Genomic DNA, 21544 nt, shown 5'->3' with positions numbered 1-21544 from the left:
GTCGCTTTGACCGGCTCTGTTTGGTCGGTTGACCTTGGTGTCCGAGGGGGGACTTGAACCCCCACGCCCGATAAAGGGCACTAGCACCTCAAGCTAGCGCGTCTGCCATTCCGCCACCCGGACAAGGTGTCTGTCTCGCGTCCCTCGCGGGCCGTTCCGACGTGGAAAACATTACCAAACATTCCGGGGTCCTCGATCGCACCCCCCGGTGACCGGGATCGCCCTTGGGCAGAGCGGCCCGGAGCGGGAGGATGGGGGCAGTTCGGTACCGATCAGTGGGAGGAAGCAGCGTGAGCGAGTCGAGCGCGGGCAGGACCGTCTCCGGCGAGGACGAGGTCGTCGACCTCTGCCGGGACCTCATCCGGATCGACACCAGCAACTACGGAGACCACTCGGGCCCCGGCGAGCGCAAGGCGGCCGAGTGGGTGGCCGAGAAGCTTGCCGAGGTCGGCCTGGAGCCGCAGATCTTCGAGTCGCACAAGGGGCGGGCCTCGACCGTCGCGCGGATCGAGGGGGAGGACCCCTCGCGGCCCGCGCTGCTGATCCACGGGCACACCGACGTGGTTCCGGCCAATGCGGCCGACTGGACGTACGACCCCTTCGCGGGCGAGATCGCCGACGGCTGCGTGTGGGGCCGCGGCGCCGTCGACATGAAGGACATGGACGCGATGACGCTGGCCGTCGTACGCGACCGCATGCGCAGCGGGCGCAAGCCCCCTCGGGACATCGTGCTGGCCTTCCTCGCCGACGAGGAGGCCGGCGGCGTCTACGGGGCACGGCACCTCGTCGACAAGCACCCGGAGCTCTTCGAGGGCGTCACCGAGGCCATCGGCGAGGTCGGCGGCTTCTCCTTCACCGTGAACGAGAACCTGCGGCTGTACCTGGTGGAGACCGCCCAGAAGGGCATGCACTGGATGCGGCTCACGGTGGAGGGCACCGCGGGCCACGGCTCGATGACCAACACCGACAACGCCATCACGGAGCTGTGCGAGGCCGTGGGGCGGCTCGGCCGCCACCAGTGGCCGGTGCGCGTGACCAAGACCGTGCGGAGCTTCCTGGACGAGCTGTCGGACGCGCTCGGCACCCCGCTGGACCCGGACAACATGGACGCGACGCTCGCCAAGCTCGGCGGCATCGCCAAGATGGTCGGCGCGACCCTGCGCAACTCGGCGGCCCCGACCATGCTCGGCGCCGGCTACAAGGTCAACGTCATCCCCGGCCAGGCGACCGCCCACGTGGACGGCCGCTTCCTGCCGGGCTACGAGGACGAGTTCTTCGCGGACCTCGACCGGATCCTCGGCCCGCGCGTGCAGCGGGAGGACGTGCACGGGGACAAGGCGCTGGAGACCGACTTCGACGGCCGTCTGGTCGATGCCATGCAGGGCGCCCTGAAGGCCGAGGACCCGATCGCGCGGGCCGTCCCGTACATGCTCTCGGGCGGTACGGACGCCAAGTCCTTCGACGACCTGGGCATCCGCTGCTTCGGCTTCGCTCCGCTGCAGCTGCCGCCCGAGCTGGACTTCGCCGGGATGTTCCACGGCGTGGACGAGCGGGTGCCGGTGGACGGGCTGAAGTTCGGCGTGCGGGTCCTCGACCGATTCATCGACAAGGCATAACGGCTCGGAATCGCAAAGATGTGCGTAAACCACTGAGAAGAGTGAATGCGCTCATACGCTCGTAGCCCTGGTGATCCCTCCTCGTTACAGGTGGTGCGGTCCGCGGCTGGGACCGCATTGCCTACTAGGAGGAACAATGATCAAGAAGGTTGTAGCCGCTGCGGCTGCCACGGGTGGCCTGGTTCTCGCGGGTGCGGGTCTGGCTGTCGCCGACGCGACTGCCCAGGGTGCGGCCATCGGCTCCCCCGGTGTCCTGTCCGGCAACGTCGTCCAGGTTCCGATCCACATCCCGATCAACGTGTGCGGCAACACGGTCAACATCGTCGGCCTGCTGAACCCGGCCTTCGGCAACACCTGCATCAACGCCTGACGCGTCTGAAGCTCTGAGCCCCGGAACGCATTCCAGCGTTCCGGGGCCACCGGGCTTTCCGGCGAGAAACCTCACTTTCGGCGTAGCAGGCGGGGGAGCCTCGACGACCTGTACGTCGACCGTTACGTACACACCAGGGGACGAGTACAGATGCGACGACCGGCACAGGCCACCAGGAAGACCCTGATCACCATGGCTGCCGCGGGGGGTGTCCTCGCCTTGGGCGGCGGGTACGCACACGCGGACTCCGGCGCCTCGGGGCACGCCGCGAACTCTCCGGGACTGCTGTCCGGGAACACCGTGCAGGCGCCCGTGGACGCGCCGGTGAACGCGTGCGGGAACACGGTGACGGTGGTGGGAGGCCTCAATCCGGCCTTCGGCAACCACTGCTTCAACGGTTCGGGCCCCGGCGGCACGCCGGAACACCCCGGCAACCCGGGGCAGCCCGGCACCCCGGGCCACCCCGGACATCCGGGCGGCGGCGATGACGGCGACGAGCCGTGCGACGACCACCCGGAACACCCAGGGAACCCGGGCAATCCGGGTAACCCCGGTACGGAGAACCCCGGTACCCCGGGCGGGCACCAGCCCGGCAACCCCGGTACGCCGGGCGGACACACCCCCGGGAATCCGGGTACGCCCGGTACGCAGAACCCCGGCCACGGGCAGCACCCCGGCACGCCGGGCACCGGCACCGGCCCGGGCACGGGCTCCGTCACCCCCGTCACGCACCCCGGCCCCGCCACCGGCGGGAACGGCAGCGCCCCCGGCCAGTCGGTCGGTCTCGCCGCCACGGGTGCCGGTGACGTCCTCACCGCAGGCCTCCCGCTCGCAGGCGGCCTGCTCCTGGGCGGCGCCGTGCTCTACCGGCGGGCCCGCAGCGCCGGCTGACGAGCACTCACGACGACGCGGGCCCCGCGACCGGGGCCCGCGTCTTGCGTTCACCAGGTCGCGCGGACCTGACGGATGATCCGGCGTCGCAACCGCACGCGGCGGCTGCCGTCCCGGTGCAGGCACAGGCGGTCGAGCTCCCAGTTCCCGTACTCGGCGTGGTCGGTCAGCAGGCGGGTCGCCTCCTTGCGGGGAACCCCGCGAGGCACGTACACGTCGACAAATTCGTATTCCGGCATCGCATCTATTGTGCGGGCAGAGCCCTGCTACGGATAGCGTCTGCTCTATGTCTGATGCCGCTCTGCCCACTGTTGCCGAGGTACGCGCCGCCGCCGAGGCGGTCAAGGCCGCGCTCGACCGCCACCTCGCCGCGGTCGAGCGCAGGACCGGGGACGATGACCCCGAGGTCTACACCGCGTTCAACGAACTCGCTGCCGCTGCCGAGGAGTACGACGAACTCCTCTACGACCGCTACGACGAGGTCACCCCCTTCGAGATCCCCACGCCCGAGGACGGTGTCCCGTACACCGGCCCCGCCGAACCCGCTGCCTTCAGCGTGCTGATCCGCCGCGACTACGCCGTGGTCGAGCCGCCGCGGCTGATCGCCCAGGCCGAACGGGTCGTCGCGCACGACCGCGAGGCCGAACTCGTCCACGACGGTGGCACGGCCGGCGCGCTGGGCGTGCTCTTCGGGGAGTACGAGCCCGACGAGATCGCCTCCCGTTACAAGGAGTTCGGGCTGGAGGAAGGCGATTCCACGCTGTGGATCGCGGCGTTGGAGGAGGTGGCCGAGCCGGGCGACTGGCTGGGCTCGCCCTTCGAACACACCGCTCCGGAGGATGTGCTGCACCGCTTCGACGTCAGCTCCGTCTTCGATGAGGACGAGGACGAGGACGAGGACGAGGACGAGGACGAGGACGAGGATGCGGGGGCGGATGCGGATGCGGACGAGACCGCGGAGCCGGGGCTGACCCCGGCCTGATCCCGAAGCGGCCCCCGTCCCGCCGCGCGCGGGGCGGGGGCGCTCCCGGGCTACTGCGGCTGTTCGCCGGCCGCCGCCGCGAGGGCCGACAGCAGGCCCGCCAGCCGGGTCGTACGCGGCTTCGGCAGCACCTGCGCCACCGCCTGCGGCAGCGCCTGGTCCACGCCGTGCACCACCGACAGGTGCCGCTCGGCCCGCCCGAACGCCGTGTACACCCAGTCCCGCGAGAGGGCCTGCGCTGCGTCACCCGGCAGCACGACGACCACCGCAGGCCAGCGCACGCCCACGGCCTGGTGCGCTGTCACCGCCCAGCCGTGCCGCACCTGGGACTCCACGAGCTCCTTCGGTACGACGACCCGTGCGCCCGCGCGGTCCAGGTGCAGCCCCTCCGCGTCGGCCGACACCACCCGGGCCGGCAGCGCCCGCCCGGGCGAGGGCACGTGGACGACCCGGTCGCCGGGGTCGAAGCCGCCGAACCGGCCCGGGCCGGGGTTCAGCCGCTCCTTGAGGGCGGCGTTCAGCGCCCGGGTCCCCGCGGAGCCGCCGTGGCCCGGGGTGATCACCTGCACGCTGTCCGCCGGGATCCCGAAGGCCCGCGGCACCGACTCGGCCACCAGCTGCACGGCGCGGTGCACGGCCTCCCCGGCGTCGCGCACCGGGACGATGACGACCTCCTTGCCGGGGGCGTCCACCTGGTTCAGCTCGCCGATGCCGATGCCCGAGACCAGCTCGCCGATCGGGCCCGGGTCCGGGACGCGGGAGACCACCTGGGGGCAGGCGCGGGCCGCCAGCAGATCGGCGAACACCCGCCCGGCCCCAGCGGAACCGAGCACTCCGGGGTCTCCGGAGAGCACCAGGCGCGCGCCGTCGGGGACGGACTCCACCAGTGCGGCCGCGATCTCCACGTCGAGTTGGGGCGCGTCGAGGACGATGAGCAGGTCCAGCGCGAACTGCCCGTCGGCGTCCCGGCCGGGGCCCTCCGCCCCCGACAGCAGCCCGGCCACCGTGACGGCCTCGGCAGAGGCGGAAGGGGCGTGAGCGGCCAGGCAGGCGCGCAGGCCCAGCTCACGGGCTGCCGCCAGCAGGGCGAGCGGCTCGGCGCGGGCGGCCTCGCCGCCGGTGTGGGCGACCAGGCCGTGCGCGGCGACCGCGCGGATCAGCTCGGCGCCGGGGCCCTGTGCGGCGGCCTTCTCCCAGTCGGCCGGGCTGTCGAAGGTGTTGGCGATCCGGGCCAGGCCGTCGGCCAGGCTCTCCTCGGCCATCGCGGAACCCTCCAGGCCCACGAGGATCTGCACGGGCTGCTCCTCGCCCTCCGGCACCGGGGCGCCCAGGGGCTCGTGGAAGACCAGTACCGTGCCCTCGCCGATGGCGTGTTCCAGGGCCTCGGCGGGGTCCGGCACGCCGTACTGGGCCAGGGCCTTCTCCAGGACCGGAGCCTCCAGCGCGGTGTGCCCCTTGAGCCCGGCCTGGACCAGCAGCCAGCCCACCAGGGCGGTGGTGCGGCGCTCGTCGCCGGGACCGGCCTCGGGGCCGAGGAGGGCGCGGGCGAACCCGTCGGCCTGGGTCGGGCGGACGGCGGGAACGGCCAGCAGCCGCCAGGGGTTCTCGGCGAGCTGCTCGGCGGCGCCGTCGCCGAGGGCAGCCGCGGCGGTGGCGGCGAGCGTCTCGGGGGCGCCGCCGCGGGCCAGGACGGCGCGGACGGAGTCGACCGCGGCTGCGGCGGGGGCGGCGGCCGGTTCCGGTGCGGGTGCCGGCTTGCGGACCGGCGGGGGAGTCGGGGCCGCCTTGCGCGGCGCGGCCGGGGCCTCGTCGAAGTACCGGTCGGGCTTCTCGCCGCTCTCCACGGCCCGTACGGCGGCCAGCAGGTCGGCGGCCTTCCCGCTGAGCTTCGCTCCGGCGTCCACGGGGGCGTCCCGCTCGGCCTTGCGGCGGGCGATGCGCTCCCGCTCGACCTTCTGCGCGGCCAGTTCGGCGGCGGCCTCACTGAGCGCGGGCTGCGGTTCGGCCTCCGGGGTGGGCCCTGCGGGGCTTTCCCCCACCCCGCCCCTTCCCGAAACCATGGGCTCCGCCCCTGGACCCCCTGCGTCCGCGGGCTGCGCCCCGGCCCCTTCGCCTCCGCCGGCTACGGGGCCTTCGGCCGCGTCGGCGGGCTGCGCCACCGCTGCTTCGGCTCCGCCGGCTACCGGGCCTTCGGACCCGTGCGCGGGCTGCGCTGACGACCCCTCGGCTTCGCCGACCGTAGAGGCCCTGGCGTCGTCGCCTGCGGCGGACTCAGGGCGCTCCGCGCCCGGCTCGCCGCCACCGGTGGTGGCCGGTTGCGGCGCAGAGCCCTCGGCTGCGCCGTGGACCGGGCCTCCGGCCCCGTCCGCCGGCTGCGCCCCCACCTCTTCGGCTCCGCCGCCGGTAGAGGCCTCGGCGTCCGCCCCCGGCCCCCCGGCCCTGCCGTCGGCAGAGGCTTCGGGCCCCGCCGCGTCAGCGTGGTCGCCTGCGGCGGGGGCCTCGGTTTCGGCGGACGCCGGATCCGTGGTCGGCTGCGGGGCGTTGGCGCCGGGCTCGGACGGGTCGGCCCCCATGGGCGGCTGCGCCGCCGGACCTTCGTCGCCGGCTGCGGCGGGGGCTTCGGTTTCGGCGGAGGCCGGATCCGGGGTCGGCTGCGGGGCGTTGGCGCCGGGCTCGGACGGGTCGGCCCCCGTGGGCGGCTGCGCCGCCGGACCTTCGTCGCCGGCTGCGGCGGGGGCCTGGGGCTCCGGGGCGGCTGCTCTGGTCATGGGGGTGTCCTCCGTGCTGTTCGGTCCGGCCTGGGCCGAGTCGGGGCCGGCTTCCTCCGCACCAGCGGCTTCGGCTTGGCGGTCCGTACTCACAGCGTGCTCCAGTCCTGATCGGGGTAGCGGTGCTCCGGCGCCGAGACATCGTCCAGCGCCCGGCAGATCTCCTCCGGAAGACTAAGGGCCTCCACCGACAGAGCCGCCGCGAGCTGCGCCGACGTCCGTGCCCCGACGATCGGCGCGACCACCCCGGGCCGGTCCCGGATCCACGCCAGGGACACCTCGAGCGGGGTCACGGCCAGGCCCCGCGCCGCCGTCGCCACCGCGTCCACGATGCGGCCCGCCGCCTCGTCGAGGTACGGCTCCACCAGGGCGGCCAGGGTCGGGGAAGCACCGCGCGAGTCCGCCGGGATGCCGTCCCGGTACTTGCCGGTCAGGACCCCGCGCCCCAGTGGGGAGGAGGGCAGCAGGCCGATCCCCAGGTCCAGCGCGGCCGGCAGCACCTCCCGCTCCACGCCCCGTTGCAGCAGGGAGTACTCCATCTGGGTCGAGGCCAGCCGGGTACGCGTCGCCGGGGCCGCGAGCTGCCAGGTCGCCGCCTTGGCCAGCTGCCAGCCGCAGAAGCCCGCCACCCCGGCGTACCGGGCCCGGCCGCTGGACACCGCCAGGTCCAGCGTCTGGAGGGTCTCCTCCAGCGGGGTCGCCGGGTCGAAGGCGTGCACCTGCCACAGGTCGACGTAATCGGTGCCCAGCCGGGCCAACGAGTCGTCCAGGGCGGCCAGCAGGTGCCCGCGCGAGCCGTCGAACCGCCGGTCCGGATCCGGCACGCTGCCGGACTTGGTCGCGATGACCAGGTCCCGGCGCGGCACGAGCCCGTCCAGCAGCCGCCCGAGGAGGTACTCCGCCTCCCCGCCGCCGTACGCGTCGGCGGTGTCGACGAGCGTGCCGCCCGCCTCCCAGAACGTCTTCGCCTGCTCGGCGGCGGCTTCCTCGCCGGTGTCGCGGCCCCAGGTCAGGGTGCCGAGGCCGATCCGGGAGACGCGCAGTCCGGTGCGGCCGAGATGCCTCTGCTCCATGGACGCTGAGACTACTGGGGCACTGACGCGGCGTACCCTAGCGCGCTACAGTCCCCGCAGACCTACGTTACTGATCGGTAAACCGGCACACCGTAAGGGGACGACACATGCGGCTCGGCATCAATCTCGGCTACTGGGGCGCGGGCATGGACGCCGACAACCTCGCCGTCGCCCAGGAGGCGGACCGCCTCGGCTACGACGTCTGCTGGGCCGCCGAGGCCTACGGCTCGGACGCCCCGACCGTGCTCGCCTGGGTCGCCGCCCAGACCGAGCGCATCGACGTCGGCTCCGCCATCCTCCAGATCCCGGCGCGTCAGCCCGCGATGACCGCCATGACGGCAGCCACCCTGGACTCCCTCACCAAGGGCCGCTTCCGGCTCGGCCTCGGCGTATCCGGCCCCCAGGTCTCCGAGGGCTGGTACGGCGTCAAGTTCGACAAGCCGCTCGCCCGGACCCGGGAGTACGTGGAGATCGTCCGCAAGGCCATGACCCGCGAGCGGCTGAGCTACGAGGGCGAGCACTGGATCCTGCCGCTGCCCGGCGGCCCGGGCAAGCCCCTCAAGCTGACCGTGCACCCGGAGCGCGAGCACATCCCGCTCTACATCGCCGCCATCGGGCCGAAGAACCTGGAGCAGACGGGTGAGATCGCCGACGGCGCCCTGCTGATCTTCCCCGCCGCCGAGCACCTGGAGGCGACCGCGCTCACGCACATCCGCGCGGGCCGCGCGAAGGCCGGGCTGACCATGGACGGCTTCGACGTCTGCCCGACCGTGCCGCTGGCCCTCGGCGACGACGTGCCCGCGCTCGCGGACATGTTCCGCCCCTACACCGCGCTGTACGTCGGCGGCATGGGCAGCCGGAAGCAGAACTTCTACAACCAGCTGGCCCAGCGCATGGGCTACGAGAAGGAAGCCGCCGAGATCCAGGACAAGTACCTGGCGGGCGACAAGACCGGCGCGGCCGCCGCCATCCCGCACTCGCTCATCGACTCGACCACGCTGCTCGGCCCGGTCGAGCGGATCGCGGACGGGATGCGGGCCTACGCGGAGGCCGGGGTCACCACCCTCACGCTCGCCCCGGCCGGATTCACCCTGGACGAGCGGATCGCCGCCCTGCGCGCCGGCACCGAGGCCCTGGAGCGCGCGGGCCTCGCGTGACCCGGACCGGATAAGCCTGCGGCCGTGGTGGGGGCTCGGGGGGTCTTCCCCGCCACGGCCGACACAGCCAACAACGCTCCGTGCGCCCGCAGGGTTACGCTCCCGGGTCCATCCGCGCGTTTCGTTCATTCGGACGAGTAGGGCGCCCCCTCGGTTGCCCGCCCCCGCGCCCGGGGTTTGACTCGGTGCATGCTCTCTGCCCGCAGCCTGTTCCAGGAGATCGTCGACAACGACGACTCCTTCCAGCTGTTCTGCTCCATCGCCGCGAGCGGAGAGTCCCAGGGAGGCTGGGAGAACGCGCGCATCGCGACCCTCGTGCCGGACGGCATGCGCGATCTCGCCCCCAAGATCACCCGGCACGGCGCCGACGAGGACAAGCACGGGCGGATCTTCAACGCCCTGCTGCGCAAGCGCGGCCTGCCGCCCGTCCCCGTCCCCCCCGAGACCGATTACACGGTGCTGCTGGAGCGCAGCGGCATCGGTCTCGCGCACGAGAAGCTGCGCCGCGAGGAGCCGCTGAGCGAGCGCGACATCGTCGTCTACCTCTCGCACAGCCGCGTCACCGAGCAGCGGGCCGCAGACCAGATGGACATGCTGGTCAAGAACTTCGGCGACCATCCCGAGGTCGGCAAGGCCATCCGCATGATCAGCCACGACGAGGACAACCACCTCGTCTACTGCCACGAGGAGTTGCTGCGTCTCGTCCGGGAGGGCCACGGCCGCACCATCCAGCAGGTGCTGCGGGACAGCGCGCTCGTCGAGATCGCCGTCTACCGGGACGTGAGCCTCGCCGTCATGGGCCACATGGGGCGGCTGCTGCGCTGGCCCGCGCCCAAGGCGGCCGCGCTCGCCGCCGGCATCCGCGGCATGTACGCGTACGAGCGCTTCGCCGGCTGGCACCGGATGGTCGGCCTGCACATGCCGGAGCGGCGCGACGCGCTGGGCGGCGCACCGGTCACCTCACCCGAGTTCGCCTGAAAACGGGACCGAGACCGAGACCGGGACCGGGACCGAGACCGGGACCGGGACCGAGACCGGGACCGAGACCGAAACCGGGACCGAAACCGGGACCGAGACCGAGACCGAAACCGGGACCGCGACCGCGACCGCGACCGGGACTGCGCCCAGGCCCGAAGCCCGAGAAGCCCGTCCTCAGAGCCAGCCCCGGCGCTTGAACAGCCGGTGCAGGCCCAGGCACAGGCCCGCCATGACCACCAGCACCGCCGGGTAGCCCCAGCTCTGCTTCAGCTCCGGCATGTCGTCGAAGTTCATCCCGTAGATCCCCGCCACCATCGTGGGGACCGCCGCCATCGCCGCCCAGGCCGAGATCTTGCGCATGTCGTCGTTCTGCCGGACCCCCATCTGCGCCAGGTGCGCGGCGAGGGCGTCCGACAGCAGCCGGTCCAGGCCCTCGATGTACTCGTTCGCCTTGGTCAGGTGGTCGGCCACGTCGCGGAAGAACGGCTGGGCGTGGTCGTGGACGAAGGGCACCTCACCGAAGGCGAGCCGGTCCATCGGCTGGAGCAGCGGGCTCGTCGCCCGGCGGAACTCCAGGACCTGCCGCTTGAACCCGTAGATCCGGGCGGCGGTGTTCTTGGTGTCCGAGGCGTTCGGGGCGAAGACCTCCGCCTCCAGCTCCTCCAGGTCCGCCTGGAGCTCGGCCGCCACCTCGATGTAGTGGTCCACCACCGCGTCCGAGATCGCGTACAGCACCGCCGTCGGGCCCTGCCGCAGTACGTCGGGATCGTGCTCCAGCCGCCGCCGTACCGCGGCCAGCGGGGCCCCCTCGCCGTGCCGGACCGTGACGACGAAGGAGTCCCCTATGAAGACCATCAGCTCACCCGTGGTCACCGTGTCGGTGGCCTCGTCGTACTGCACCGGCTTGAGGACGACGAACAGCGAATCGTCGTACACCTCCAGCTTCGGCCGCTGGTGCGCCGTCAGCGCGTCCTCCACCGCCAGCGCGTGCAGGCCGAACTCGCTCCGCACGTGGTCGAATTCCTTCGCCGTCGGCTCGTGCATCCCGATCCAGAGGAAGGCGTCACCGGCCGCCCGCGCCTCGTCCAGGGCGTCCGAGAAGTCCTCCGGCCCCTCGCTACGGCGGCCGTCCCGATAAATCGCGCAGTCCACAATCATCCGGGCATTGTTCCCTGCCCGGGCCCCGCCCGCACGTCGGCGGCACCGCATAGGCTGGCGCCATGGCCACGCTGATCCTCGTACGACACGGGCGGTCCACCGCCAACACCGCCGGGCTCCTCGCCGGATGGACCCCGGGAGTGACCCTCGACGAGCGGGGCGCCGAGCAGGCCGCCGCGCTGCCCGGACGGCTCGCGGGGGTGCCCCTCGCCGCCGCCGTCACCAGCCCGCTGCAACGCTGCCGGGAGACCCTCGCCCCGCTGCTGGCCGCCCGGCCGGAGCTGGAGCTGCACGCCGACGAGCGGATCGGCGAGTGCCACTACGGCGACTGGTCGGGCCGCAAACTCTCCGAACTGGCCGACGAACCCCTGATGAGGATCGTCCAGCAGCACCCGTCGGCAGCCGCCTTCCCCGGCGGCGAGTCCATGCGCGCCATGCAGGCACGCGCCGTGGACGCCGTACGGGAGTGGAACGCGCGGATCGAGGAGGAGCACGGGAGCGACGGCGTGTTCCTGATGTGCTCGCACGGCGACATCATCAAGTCCCTTGTCGCCGACGCCCTGGGCATGCACCTGGACCTCTTCCAGCGCATCCACGTCGACCCGTGCTCGGTGACCGCCATCCGCTACACCCCCGCCCGGCCCTTCCTCTTCCGGCTGGGCGACACCGGGGACTTCGGCTCGCTCGTGCCGCGCCCGGCCACACCGGACAAAGCCGTAGAAGACGGTGGGAACGGCGTTGTGGGAGGCGGCGCGGGCGCAGTGTGATCGAACGGCGCAGTAGGGTGGACTGGCCTTCTAAAAGCGCAGCCCCCGCCGCGTGCAGCCCTGCCCCTGCCGCCGAGACTTGGAGACTGGACGTGCCCCGTCAGGTGTTCCTCTACGACCCCCCGGACCGCTTCGTGGCCGGCACGGTCGGCTTGCCTGGACGCCGTACGTTCTTCCTGCAGGCCTCCGCCGGCCCCCGCGTCACCAGCGTCTCCCTGGAGAAGACCCAGGTCGCGGCGCTGGCCGAGCGGATGGACGAGCTGCTGGACGAGGTCGTGCGGCGCACCGGCGGCAACGCCCCGGTCCCCGCCGTCGCCCCCTCCGAGGTCGCCGACACCGCGCCCCTGGACGTCCCGGTCGACGAGGAGTTCCGCGTCGGCACCATGGCCCTGGCCTGGGACGGCGAGGAGCAGCGCATGATCGTCGAGGCGCAGGCGCTCGTGGAACTCGAAGCCGACTCGGACGAGGATCTCGCCGAGGCGGAGGAGCGGCTGCTCCAGGACGAGGAGAACGGCCCGCCGATGCTGCGGGTCCGCCTGACCGGCGCCCAGGCCCGGGCCTTCGCCAAGCGGGCCCTGGACGTGGTCAACGCAGGCCGCCCCCCGTGCCCCCTGTGCAGTCTGCCACTGGACCCGGAAGGGCACGTGTGCCCGCGCCAGAACGGCTACCGGCGCCAGGCGTGACGGGGACGGGGGAACACGAGGAGCTGCTCACCAAGGGGGAGCTGACCGTCGTCGGCCGGATCCGGGAGGCGTCCAACGCCGTCCTGCTGTGCACGGTCGCCTACGAGGGTGTGAGCGCCGACTGCGTGTACAAGCCGGTGAAGGGCGAGCGCCCGCTGTGGGACTTCCCCGACGGGAACCTGGCCCAGCGCGAGGTCGCCTCCTACCTCGTCTCCGAAGCCACCGGCTGGGGCTTGGTGCCCACGACCGTGCTGCGCGACGGGCCGTACGGCGAGGGCATGGTCCAGCGGTGGATCGAGACCCCGGAGGCCGAGACGGCCGGTGCGCAGCTCCTCGCGCTCATCGAGGGCGAGGACGCCGGGGAGGGCTGGAAGCCCGTCGCCTTCGCCGAGGTCGGTGAGGGCCGCACCGCCCTGCTCGTGCACGCCGACGACCCGCGGCTGCGGCGGCTGGCCGTCCTCGACGCCGTGATCAACAACGGTGACCGCAAGGGCGGCCACCTGCTGCCCGCGGCCGACGGCCGCCTCTACGCCATCGACCACGGTGTGACCTTCCACGCCGAGGACAAACTGCGCACCCTCCTGTGGGGGTGGGCGGGGGAGCCGCTGACCGGGGAGGCGCGCGAGGTGCTGGACTCCCTGAGCGACGGGCTGGCCGAGGGCGCCCCGCTCGCCACCCGCCTGGCCGAACTGATCACGGCGGTCGAGCTGGCCGCCGTACGGGACCGGGTGGCGCAGCTGCTGCGCACCGGTATCCACCCGCAGCCGTCCGGGCAGTGGCCGGCGATCCCGTGGCCGCCGGTCTGAACCGGCCACGCGCGACACGCATAGATCCGGCCAGACCGCAAGAGTGCCGATCAAGACAACAGTGCAGGTCCGGTTCGTTTCCGGAACATCCGTCCGGTTAGGCTCGAGACATGCATGCCTGGCCCGCTTCTGAGGTCCCCGCCCTTCCTGGCAAGGGCCGCGACCTCCAGATCCACGACACCGCGACCCAGGGGACGATCACCCTCGCCCCCGGTCCCGTCGCCCGAATCTACGTCTGCGGCATCACTCCGTACGACGCGACCCACATCGGTCACGCGGCGACCTACAACGCGTTCGACCTCGTACAGCGCGTGTGGCTCGACACCAAGCGGCAGGTCCACTACGTCCAGAACGTCACGGACGTGGACGACCCGCTCCTGGAGCGGGCGCTGCGCGACGGCCACGACTGGACCGAGCTCGCCGAACGCGAGACGGCCCTCTTCCGCGAGGACATGACCGCCCTGCGGATGCTGCCGCCGCAGCACTACATCGGAGCCGTCGAGGCCATACCCGGCATCGTGCCGCTGGTCGAGCGGCTGCGGGACGCGGGCGCGGCGTACGAGCTCGACGGCGACACCTACTTCTCGGTCGAGTCCGACGCGAACTTCGGCCAGGTCTCGAACCTCGACGCCGAGGCGATGCGGCTGCTGTCGGCGGAGCGGGGCGGCGACCCGGACCGGCCGGGCAAGAAGAACCCGCTGGACCCGATGCTGTGGATGGCGGCGCGTCCGGGCGAGCCGAGCTGGGACGGCGGCTCGCTGGGCCGCGGCCGGCCCGGCTGGCACATCGAGTGCGTGGCGATCGCCCTGGACCACCTGGGCATGGGCTTCGACATCCAGGGCGGCGGCTCCGACCTGGCGTTCCCGCACCACGAGATGGGCGCCTCGCACGCGCAGGTGCTGACGGGCGAGTTCCCGATGGCCAAGGCGTACGTCCACGCGGGCATGGTCGCCCTGAACGGCGAGAAGATGTCGAAGTCCAAGGGCAACCTGGTCTTCGTCTCCGCGCTGCGGCGGGCCGGGGTCGACCCGGCGGCGATCCGCCTGGCGCTGCTGTCGCACCACTACCGGGACGACTGGGAGTGGACGGACGCCGTCCTGGCCGAGGCGGTCGCCCGCCTGGAGCGCTGGCGCGCGGCCGTGTCCCGCCCGGACGGCCTGCCGGCGGACGGCGTCGTCGAGGAGGTCCGCGAGGCCCTCTCCAACGACCTGGACGCCCCTGCCGCGCTGGCGGCGGTGGACCGCTGGGTCGACGCGCAGAACGCCTCGGACGGCGACGACGAGTCGGCCCCCGGCCTGGTCTCCCGAACGGTGGACGCCCTCCTGGGCGTGGCCCTGTAGACCCTGGGGACCGTCCACTGGGGGCTCCGCCCTCCAGGCCCCGGGACGGGACGGTGCGGCGCCGTTGCCGGGGGCTCTGCCCCCGGACCCCCGCGCCTCAAACGCCGGCGGGGCTGGATTGCGCGCCGCGCAACCCAGCCCCCAGCAGACAAGAACGCCGGGTCGGCCGCAATTGCGGCCGACCCGGCGTTCCTGCTTCCGCCGAGGCGGAGCCATTCCAGCCCCGCCGGCGTTTGAGGCGCGGGGTGTGGGGCGGAGCCCCACGAAGCCCGGGCGCAGCCCGGGGGCGCTTGCGTGGCGGCGCCGCACCCGGACCCGCACCCGGACCCGACCCGCCCCCGCCTGGCCAGGGCTACGGCTCCGGCGAGTCCGGCGGCTCCGGCTCCTCCGGCGACGGCGCAGCGGGCGGAGGCTCCTCCGCCGTGGAGTCCTTGCGCTTCGGCGGCCGCGTCAGACCGCTCGAGGTGTCCCGCAGGTACGACGGATCACCCGGCTCCGCGGCCGGCCCCGCCGCCGGATCCCGCCGGCGCAGGTACCGCTCGAACTCCCTCGCGATGGCGTCCCCCGACGCCTCCGGCAGGTCGGCCGTGTCCCGCGCCTCCTCCAGCGTCTGGACGTACTCCGCCACCTCGCTGTCCTCGGCGGCGAGTTGGTCCACGCCCAGCTGCCACGCCCGCGCGTCCTCCGGGAGTTCGCCCAGCGGGATCCGGATGTCGATCAGATCCTCCAGCCGGTTCAGCAGCGCCAGCGTCGCCTTCGGGTTCGGCGGCTGCGACACGTAGTGCGGCACCGCCGCCCACAGCGACACCGCCGGGACACCCGCGTGCGTACAGGCCTCCTGGAGGATGCCCACGATCCCCGTCGGGCCCTCGTACTTGGTCTCCTCCAGGTCCATCGTCCGCGCCAGGTCCGCGTCCGAGGTGACCCCGCTCACCGGCACCGGCCGCGTGTGCGGGGTGTCCCCGAGCAGCGCCCCCAGAATGACCACCATCTCCACGCCCAGTTCGTGCGCGAAGCCGAGGATCTCGTTGCAGAACGACCGCCACCGCATGGACGGTTCGATCCCGCGCACCAGCACCAGGTCGCGCGGCTTCGCGCCGCCGATCCGCACCACGGACAGCCGTGTCGTCGGCCAGATGATCTTCCGTACCCCGTTGTCCAGCCACACCGTCGGCCGGTTGACCTGGAAGTCGTAGTAGTCCTCGGCGTCGAGCGCCGCGAACACCTCGCCCTTCCACTCCCGGTCCAGGTGTGCGACCGCACCGGAGGCCGCGTCACCCGCGTCGTTCCAGCCCTCGAACGCGGCCACCATGACCGGGTCGATCAGCTCGGGCACGCCCTCAAGCTCGATCACCCAGGTCTCCTTCCGAAGTTCCCTTGCGTACGTGGGTCAGCCTAAGCCTTGATGAGGCACCGGCCACAGCCCACGACAGAGGGGCGGTTCCCCTCGGGACCGCCCCTCTTCCCCACCTGCGTGAGAGCTATGCCCCGGCTATCCCCTGTGGCTCAGCATCTCCGCGACGCGGGCCCGTACGGCCTCGTCGTCCAGACCGCGGACCGTCACCGTCGTACGGCGGCGCAGCACGTCGTCGACCGTCTCGGCCCACTCGCTGTCCCGGGCGTAGGCGACCTGCGCCCAGATCTCCGGACCGTCCGGGTGGATGCGCTCGGCCAGCGCCGGGTCCTCGTTCGCGATGCGCGCGATGTCGAAGGCGAGCGAGCCGTAGTGCGAGGCCAGGTGGCGGGCGGTCAGCGGGTCCATCCGCGAGCCGGGCTCGCGGTCCACCAGCAGCCGGTGCGCGACCGCGTTCGGGTTGGCGACACCGGGCAGCGCGATCCGGCGCACCAGGGACTTCACCGGCTCCATGTCGTCGGTCAGCGGGCTCCCGGGGAGCTTGGCCAGCTTGTCCATGACCACGCGGCCGATGTGGCGGTACGTGGTCCACTTGCCGCCGGCCACCGACAGCATGCCGCCCGCGCCCTCGGAGACCACCGTCTCGCGCTTGGCCTTCTCCACGCCGCCGGGGCCGCCGGGCAGCACCCGCAGGCCCGCGAAGGCGTACGTCATCAGCGAGCGGTCGAGATCCGCGTCCTTCACCGAGAAGGCCGCCTCGTCCAGGATCTGCTGGATGTCGGCCTCGGTGGCGCGCACGTCCGCCGGGTCGCCCTCGTACACCTCGTCGGTGGTGCCGAGCAGCAGCTGGTCCTCCCAGGGGAGGGCGAAGGTGATGCGGTACTTGTCGATCGGGGTGGCCATGGCGGCCTTCCACGGCGACTTGCGCTTCATCACGATGTGCGCGCCCTTGGAGAGGCGGATCGACGGCATCGCGTGCTTGTCCTCCATGCGCCGCAGGTGGTCCACCCACGGGCCGGTGGCGTTGAGCACCACGCGCGCGTCCACCCCGAACTCGGTGCCGTCGAGACGGTCCTTGAGGTCGGCGCCGGAGACCCGGCCGCGCGTCATGCGCAGTCCGGTGACCTCGGCGTGGTTGAGGACGACCGCGCCCGACTCGACGGCCGCGCGGACCGTCATGACGGCGACGCGGGAGTCGTTCATCTGGTGGTCGTAGTAGACCGCGACGGCCTTGAGGTTGTCCGTCTTCAGGCCCGGGTTGTCGGCGGCGGCACGGGCCGGGGATATGACCTTGCCCATGCCGTCGCCGAAGGCCGAGAGGGCGGAGTAGGCGAAGACGCCCGCGCCCAGCTTGGCCGCACCGACCGGTCCGCCCTTGTAGACCGGCAGGTAGAAGGTGAGCGGGTTGACCAGGTGCGGGGCCACGTCCTTGGCCAGCACCCGGCGCTCGTGGTGGTTCTCGGCCACCAGCTTGACCGCGCCGGTCTGCAGGTAGCGCAGGCCGCCGTGGACGAGCTTGGAGGAGGCGGAGGAGGTGGCGCCGGCGAAGTCGCCGGCGTCCACCATGGCGACCCGCAGACCCGACTGCGCGGCGTGCCAGGCCACGGAGGTGCCCAGGATTCCACCGCCGATGACCAGCAGGTCGTACGTGGCCTTCGCCAGCTGCTCACGGGTCTCGGCGCGGCTCGCGTTCGAACCGGCGGTCGGGTGCGTGCCCAGTGCGGTCACGCTCTGCAGGTTGCTCATATCTCTCTTGGCTCCTCGTCGATAGCGTCAGCTGAGTGCGGTCAGCTGGCGTCTTCGTCGTCGACCCAGCCCATGGACCGCTCGACGGCCTTGAGCCAGCTCTTGTACTCGCGGTCGCGCTGCTCGGCAGGCATCCGCGGGGTCCACTCGGCCGCGCGGCGCCAGTTGGCGCGCAGGGCGTTGGTGTCAGGCCAGAAGCCGACGGCCAGGCCGGCGGCGTAGGCGGCGCCGAGGCAGGTGGTCTCGGCGACCATCGGGCGCACCACGGGGGCGTCCAGGAAGTCCGAGAGCGTCTGCATCAGCAGGTTGTTGGAGGTCATGCCGCCGTCGACCTTGAGGGCCGTGAGCTCGACGCCCGAGTCCTTGGTCATGGCGTCGGTGATCTCACGGGTCTGCCAGGCGGTGGCCTCCAGGACGGCACGGGCGATGTGCGCCTTGGTGACGTACCGGGTGAGGCCGGCGATCACACCGCGGGCGTCGGAACGCCAGTACGGGGCGAACAGGCCGGAGAAGGCGGGCACGAAGTAGGCGCCGCCGTTGTCCTCGACCGAGGAGGCCAGGGTCTCGATCTCGGCCGCGGACTTGATCAGGCCCATCTGGTCGCGCATCCACTGGACGAGTGAGCCGGTGACGGCGATGGAGCCCTCCAGCGCGTAGACCGGCTTCTGGTCGCCGATCTGGTAGCCGACCGTGGTCAGCAGGCCGCTGTAGGAGTTGATGATCTTGTCGCCGGTGTTCATCAGCATGAACGTTCCGGTGCCGTACGTGGACTTCGCCTCGCCCTCGCCGAAGCAGGTCTGGCCGAACAGCGCGGCCTGCTGGTCACCCAGCGCCGAGGCGACCGGGACACCGGCGAGGACGCCGTCCTTGACGTGGCCGTAGACCTCGGCGGAGGACTTGATCTCCGGGAGGACGTTGAGCGGCACGCCCATGGACTCGGCGATCTTCTCGTCCCAGGCCAGGGTGTGCAGGTTCATCAGCATGGTGCGCGAGGCGTTGGTGACGTCGGTGACGTGTACGCCGCCCTGGGCGCCGCCGGTGAGGTTCCAGATGACCCACGAGTCCATGGTGCCGAAGAGGATGTCGCCGGCCTCGGCGCGCTCGCGCAGGCCCTCGACGTTGTCGAGCATCCAGCGGATCTTGGGGCCGGCGAAGTAGCTCGCCAGCGGCAGGCCGGTCTCGCGGCGGAAACGGTCCTGGCCGACGTTGCGGCCGAGCTCCTTGCACAGGGCGTCGGTGCGGGTGTCCTGCCAGACCAGCGCATTGTGCACCGGCTCGCCGGTGTGGCGGTCCCACAGGAGGGTGGTCTCGCGCTGGTTGGTGATGCCGACGGCCTTGACGTCGGCGGATGTGATCTCCGCCTTGGCGATGGCGCCGGCGACGACCTCCTGGACGTTGGTCCAGATCTCGGTGGCGTCGTGCTCGACCCAGCCCGGCTTCGGGAAGATCTGCTCGTGCTCCTTCTGGTCGACGGCGACGATGCGGCCGTCGCGGTCGAAGACGATGCAGCGGGAGGAGGTGGTGCCCTGGTCGATCGCGGCGATGAAGGGGCCGGTGCTGCTGGTCATGGTGGCTGCTCCTGGCAGGTCTCGTGAGTAGGCGGAATCAGGAGGGCGGTGCGGATCTTGCGATCGTGCCGATGCTGATCAGGCGAACGCGATGGTGTACAGACCACCGGCGACGGCGGCACCGACGAGCGGGCCGACGACCGGGATCCAGGAGTATCCCCAATCGGAGCCGCCCTTGTTGGGCAGCGGGAGCAGGGCGTGCACGATGCGCGGACCGAGGTCGCGCACCGGGTTGATGGCGTAGCCGGTCGGACCGCCCAGCGAGAGGCCTATGCCGACGACCACGAAGGAGGTGATCAGGACGCCTATGACACCGAGCCCCTTGCCGTCGTCCTGGAGGCCCTGGGTCAGGATGGCCAGGACCAGGACGGCGGTGCCGATGATCTCGGTCGCCAGGTTCTGGACGACGTTGCGGATCTCGGGGCCGGTCGAGAAGATGCCGAGCACGGGTCCCGCCACGTCGTGCGGGTGCGGGTCCTCGGGGCCGAGCTTGGCGTCGCGGATGTGCTCCGGGTCCGCCAGGTGCACGCGGAACTGGCCGTAGTACGTGACCCACATCAGGACCGCGCCGATCATGGCGCCGAGCAGCTGGCCGGCGAAGTAGACCGGAACGTCGCTCCAGTCGCCGTTCTTGATGGCGAGGCCGACGGTGACCGCCGGGTTGAGGTGCGCACCGGAGAGCGGGGCGGACACGTAGGCGGCGATCAGGACGGCGAAACCCCAGCCGAAGGTGATCGCGAGCCAGCCCGCGTTCCTGGCCTTGGAGCTCTTGAGCGTCACTGCGGCGCAGACGCCACCGCCGAGCAGGGTGAGCAGGGCGGTACCGATGGTCTCGCCGATGAAGATGTCGGAGCTGGACACCCGCGACTCCTTTGTCTTACGTCCAGGGGGTGGGTGGACACCGGGTCCCTCCGGTGGTCCACACGCACTCGGTGAGTGCTGCACCGGTCCTTGGCCTCGCCACACCCTAACGCGTATTGCCGGTAGGTGTTCGACAATGCCGACCGATGAACGGCAGTTTTCCGCCTCAGTGAAGAACGCGTCAAGGGTTGGCCAGGTCAAAGAACCGGATCGTTACCACGCGGTGCGAACGCCCAAATCCGGCCATTGGATGATCAGGAAAAGACAAAATCCACCCAATGGCGCACAGAGTGGCCTTTGGGTGGACTGGTTGGCGTCAGGTCAAGCTCAGAACCGGCCCGCGCCGAGATCGCGCGAAACGGACCGTGCGCAATCCCGTACGGAGGCCACCAGGGCCGCCCGCGGCTCCCTAGACTCCCCGCAGACCCGCTCCACGGCCCCCGCGACGGCCACGGCGCCGACGGGCATCCGGCGCCGGTCGTGGATGGGCGCGGCCACCGAGGCGATGCCGTCCCAGGTCTCCTCCACGTCCGAGGCCCAGCCGCGCGCCCGGATCAGTTCCAGGATCTCCTCGAAGCCCGCGCCGTCCGTGACCGTGCGGGGCGTGAACGCCTCCCGCTCCACCTCCACGGCCTGGGTGTGCGCGACCGGGTCGTACGCCGACAGCACCTTGCCCAGGGCCGTCGAATGCAGCGGCTGCATGGCCCCCACCTCCAGCACTTGGCGGCTGTCGTCGGGCCGGAACACGTGGTGCATGATCAGCACACCGCTCTTGTGCAGCACCCCCACGTACACGCTCTCCCCGCTCGCCCGGGCCAGGTCGTCCGTCCAGACCAGGGCGCGGGCGCGCAGCTCGTGCACGTCCAGGTAGCTGTTGCCCAGGCGCAGCAGCTCCGCGCCCAGCTGGTAGCGGCCGGAGGCGGGGTCCTGCTCCACGAAGCCCTCGGCCTGCAAGGTGCGCAGGATCCCGTGCGCCGTGCCCTTGGCCAGGCCCAGGGACGAGGCCACATCCGACAGTCCCAGCCGGCGCTCCCCGCCCGCCAGGAGCCGCAGCATCGCAGCGGCTCGTTCGAGCGACTGGATGTTCCGTGCCATCGCGCAGCCTCCTGCTGACGTAGTTCGACAATGCTGAACACTATCGGTCGATGCCGACCTTGTGCATGCTTGGGAGGTTGCGGAGCGGCGCACCACCGCGCAAACCCCCGCGCACAGAATGCAGTCCGCCACGTGGGACGACCTCACCGGGGCGGGCCCCGCCGGTTACCCTGACCGCGTGCACCCTTGACACCGAAGGGGTGCAAAGCCGACAGCCGTCGCATCCCAGGGAGCTCTCCATGGCCTCGTTGCCGAACCTGCCCGCTGACACCCAGACCCGGGCCGATGCCCTCCGGGAGGCGCTCGCCACCCGTGTGGTCGTCGCCGATGG

At 72.1% G+C, this 21544-nt stretch carries 19 protein-coding genes and 1 tRNA gene; 10 read left to right on the top strand and 10 right to left on the bottom strand.

Going from position 1 to position 21544, the window contains the following annotated elements:
* Window positions 1-35: 35 nt before the first annotated feature.
* Window positions 36-123, bottom strand: a tRNA-Leu gene (locus J7E94_RS28745).
* Between the two features lie 167 nt (window positions 124-290).
* On the opposite strand from J7E94_RS28745, the gene J7E94_RS28740 reads away from it, so the two are divergent.
* From J7E94_RS28740 to J7E94_RS28730, 3 genes are all read left to right on the top strand, one after another.
* The gene (locus tag J7E94_RS28740) at window positions 291-1616 is read left to right on the top strand and encodes a M20/M25/M40 family metallo-hydrolase (protein ID WP_215019724.1); all 1326 of its coding nucleotides are present in this window, start codon (window positions 291-293) and stop codon (window positions 1614-1616) included.
* Window positions 1617-1752: 136 nt separating this feature from the next.
* Window positions 1753-1986 carry a chaplin gene (locus tag J7E94_RS28735; protein WP_215019723.1) on the top strand — a complete coding sequence of 78 codons (234 nt, stop codon included), beginning with the start codon at window positions 1753-1755 and terminating at the stop codon, window positions 1984-1986.
* A gap of 192 nt (window positions 1987-2178) precedes the next feature.
* Entirely contained in the window at window positions 2179-2877 is a 699-nt protein-coding gene (locus J7E94_RS28730) for a chaplin (RefSeq protein WP_215019722.1), read from the top strand.
* Window positions 2878-2927: 50 nt separating this feature from the next.
* On the opposite strand, the gene J7E94_RS28725 is transcribed toward J7E94_RS28730, so the two are convergent.
* Window positions 2928-3116 carry a DUF5703 family protein gene (locus J7E94_RS28725; RefSeq protein ID WP_215019721.1) on the bottom strand — a complete coding sequence of 63 codons (189 nt, stop codon included), beginning with the start codon at window positions 3114-3116 and terminating at the stop codon, window positions 2928-2930.
* A 47-nt stretch (window positions 3117-3163) separates the two neighbouring features.
* Here J7E94_RS28725 and J7E94_RS28720 point away from each other — a divergent pair, with 47 nt between their 5' ends.
* A complete protein-coding gene (locus tag J7E94_RS28720) occupies window positions 3164-3859 on the top strand; it encodes a hypothetical protein (RefSeq protein ID WP_215019720.1) in 696 nt (231 codons plus the stop codon).
* A gap of 50 nt (window positions 3860-3909) precedes the next feature.
* Here the strand turns inward: J7E94_RS28720 and J7E94_RS28715 are convergent, their stop codons facing one another.
* A complete protein-coding gene (locus J7E94_RS28715; protein ID WP_215019719.1) occupies window positions 3910-6627 on the bottom strand; it encodes a helix-hairpin-helix domain-containing protein in 2718 nt (905 codons plus the stop codon).
* Between the two features lie 89 nt (window positions 6628-6716).
* Window positions 6717-7700, bottom strand: a complete 984-nt coding sequence (locus J7E94_RS28710) for an aldo/keto reductase (RefSeq protein WP_215019718.1) — start codon at window positions 7698-7700, stop codon at window positions 6717-6719.
* Between the two features lie 107 nt (window positions 7701-7807).
* On the opposite strand from J7E94_RS28710, the gene J7E94_RS28705 reads away from it, so the two are divergent.
* Both J7E94_RS28705 and J7E94_RS28700 read left to right on the top strand, forming a co-directional pair.
* Window positions 7808-8857 (top strand): LLM class F420-dependent oxidoreductase, encoded by a 1050-nt coding sequence (locus J7E94_RS28705; protein WP_215019717.1) that lies wholly within the window; start codon window positions 7808-7810, stop codon window positions 8855-8857.
* Between the two features lie 189 nt (window positions 8858-9046).
* Window positions 9047-9835 (top strand): ferritin-like domain-containing protein, encoded by a 789-nt coding sequence (locus tag J7E94_RS28700; protein ID WP_215019716.1) that lies wholly within the window; start codon window positions 9047-9049, stop codon window positions 9833-9835.
* Window positions 9836-10009: 174 nt separating this feature from the next.
* Here J7E94_RS28700 and corA read toward each other — a convergent pair whose 3' ends face one another.
* Window positions 10010-10993 carry a magnesium/cobalt transporter CorA gene (gene corA, locus J7E94_RS28695; RefSeq protein ID WP_215019715.1) on the bottom strand — a complete coding sequence of 328 codons (984 nt, stop codon included), beginning with the start codon at window positions 10991-10993 and terminating at the stop codon, window positions 10010-10012.
* A gap of 62 nt (window positions 10994-11055) precedes the next feature.
* Here corA and J7E94_RS28690 point away from each other — a divergent pair, with 62 nt between their 5' ends.
* The 4 genes from J7E94_RS28690 (at window position 11056) to mshC (ending at window position 14589) form a co-directional block, all read left to right on the top strand.
* A complete protein-coding gene (locus J7E94_RS28690; protein WP_215019714.1) occupies window positions 11056-11760 on the top strand; it encodes a histidine phosphatase family protein in 705 nt (234 codons plus the stop codon).
* Between the two features lie 92 nt (window positions 11761-11852).
* Window positions 11853-12443 (top strand): DUF3090 domain-containing protein, encoded by a 591-nt coding sequence (locus J7E94_RS28685; protein ID WP_215019713.1) that lies wholly within the window; start codon window positions 11853-11855, stop codon window positions 12441-12443.
* Window positions 12407-13249 carry an SCO1664 family protein gene (locus tag J7E94_RS28680; RefSeq protein WP_215019712.1) on the top strand — a complete coding sequence of 281 codons (843 nt, stop codon included), beginning with the start codon at window positions 12407-12409 and terminating at the stop codon, window positions 13247-13249. The genes J7E94_RS28685 and J7E94_RS28680 overlap by 37 nt, the downstream gene beginning before the upstream one ends.
* 110 nt (window positions 13250-13359) lie before the next feature.
* Window positions 13360-14589: a cysteine--1-D-myo-inosityl 2-amino-2-deoxy-alpha-D-glucopyranoside ligase gene (mshC, locus tag J7E94_RS28675; RefSeq protein WP_215019711.1), complete on the top strand. Its 1230-nt coding sequence runs from the start codon at window positions 13360-13362 to the stop codon at window positions 14587-14589.
* A 352-nt stretch (window positions 14590-14941) separates the two neighbouring features.
* Here mshC and J7E94_RS28670 read toward each other — a convergent pair whose 3' ends face one another.
* The 5 genes from J7E94_RS28670 to J7E94_RS28650 form a co-directional block, all read right to left on the bottom strand.
* Complete coding sequence (locus J7E94_RS28670; protein WP_308345495.1) at window positions 14942-15943, bottom strand: PAC2 family protein; 1002 nt, start codon at window positions 15941-15943, stop codon at window positions 14942-14944.
* 138 nt (window positions 15944-16081) lie between these two features.
* On the bottom strand, window positions 16082-17689 hold the full coding sequence (locus J7E94_RS28665) for a glycerol-3-phosphate dehydrogenase/oxidase (protein WP_215019710.1): 1608 nt from the start codon (window positions 17687-17689) through the stop codon (window positions 16082-16084).
* 41 nt (window positions 17690-17730) lie between these two features.
* Window positions 17731-19257: a glycerol kinase GlpK gene (glpK, locus tag J7E94_RS28660; RefSeq protein WP_215019709.1), complete on the bottom strand. Its 1527-nt coding sequence runs from the start codon at window positions 19255-19257 to the stop codon at window positions 17731-17733.
* A 78-nt stretch (window positions 19258-19335) separates the two neighbouring features.
* Window positions 19336-20118 (bottom strand): MIP/aquaporin family protein, encoded by a 783-nt coding sequence (locus J7E94_RS28655; protein WP_215019708.1) that lies wholly within the window; start codon window positions 20116-20118, stop codon window positions 19336-19338.
* Window positions 20119-20445: 327 nt separating this feature from the next.
* Complete coding sequence (locus J7E94_RS28650; protein WP_215019707.1) at window positions 20446-21213, bottom strand: IclR family transcriptional regulator; 768 nt, start codon at window positions 21211-21213, stop codon at window positions 20446-20448.
* Window positions 21214-21544: the final 331 nt, after the last annotated feature.

The organism is Streptomyces sp. ISL-94 (assembly GCF_018614075.1).
Lineage (GTDB): Bacteria > Actinomycetota > Actinomycetes > Streptomycetales > Streptomycetaceae > Streptomyces.
The sequence above is the reverse complement of the archived record's forward strand: the minus strand, read 5'-3'. Positions and strand labels throughout refer to the sequence as shown.

Excerpts from the sequence above, each read along its gene's own strand:
- J7E94_RS28735 (WP_215019723.1), top strand. The coding sequence starts at position 1,753 with ATGATCAAGAAGGTTGTAGCCGCTGCGGCTGCCACGGGTGGCCTGGTT.
- J7E94_RS28730 (WP_215019722.1), top strand. The coding sequence starts at position 2,179 with ATGGCTGCCGCGGGGGGTGTCCTCGCCTTGGGCGGCGGGTACGCACAC.
- J7E94_RS28725 (WP_215019721.1), bottom strand. The coding sequence starts at position 3,116 with ATGCCGGAATACGAATTTGTCGACGTGTACGTGCCTCGCGGGGTTCCC.
- J7E94_RS28720 (WP_215019720.1), top strand. The coding sequence starts at position 3,164 with ATGTCTGATGCCGCTCTGCCCACTGTTGCCGAGGTACGCGCCGCCGCC.
- J7E94_RS28715 (WP_215019719.1), bottom strand. The coding sequence starts at position 6,627 with ATGACCAGAGCAGCCGCCCCGGAGCCCCAGGCCCCCGCCGCAGCCGGC.
- J7E94_RS28710 (WP_215019718.1), bottom strand. The coding sequence starts at position 7,700 with ATGGAGCAGAGGCATCTCGGCCGCACCGGACTGCGCGTCTCCCGGATC.
- J7E94_RS28705 (WP_215019717.1), top strand. The coding sequence starts at position 7,808 with ATGCGGCTCGGCATCAATCTCGGCTACTGGGGCGCGGGCATGGACGCC.
- J7E94_RS28700 (WP_215019716.1), top strand. The coding sequence starts at position 9,047 with ATGCTCTCTGCCCGCAGCCTGTTCCAGGAGATCGTCGACAACGACGAC.
- corA (WP_215019715.1), bottom strand. The coding sequence starts at position 10,993 with ATGATTGTGGACTGCGCGATTTATCGGGACGGCCGCCGTAGCGAGGGG.
- J7E94_RS28690 (WP_215019714.1), top strand. The coding sequence starts at position 11,056 with ATGGCCACGCTGATCCTCGTACGACACGGGCGGTCCACCGCCAACACC.
- mshC (WP_215019711.1), top strand. The coding sequence starts at position 13,360 with ATGCATGCCTGGCCCGCTTCTGAGGTCCCCGCCCTTCCTGGCAAGGGC.
- J7E94_RS28665 (WP_215019710.1), bottom strand. The coding sequence starts at position 17,689 with ATGAGCAACCTGCAGAGCGTGACCGCACTGGGCACGCACCCGACCGCC.
- glpK (WP_215019709.1), bottom strand. The coding sequence starts at position 19,257 with ATGACCAGCAGCACCGGCCCCTTCATCGCCGCGATCGACCAGGGCACC.
- J7E94_RS28650 (WP_215019707.1), bottom strand. The coding sequence starts at position 21,213 with ATGGCACGGAACATCCAGTCGCTCGAACGAGCCGCTGCGATGCTGCGG.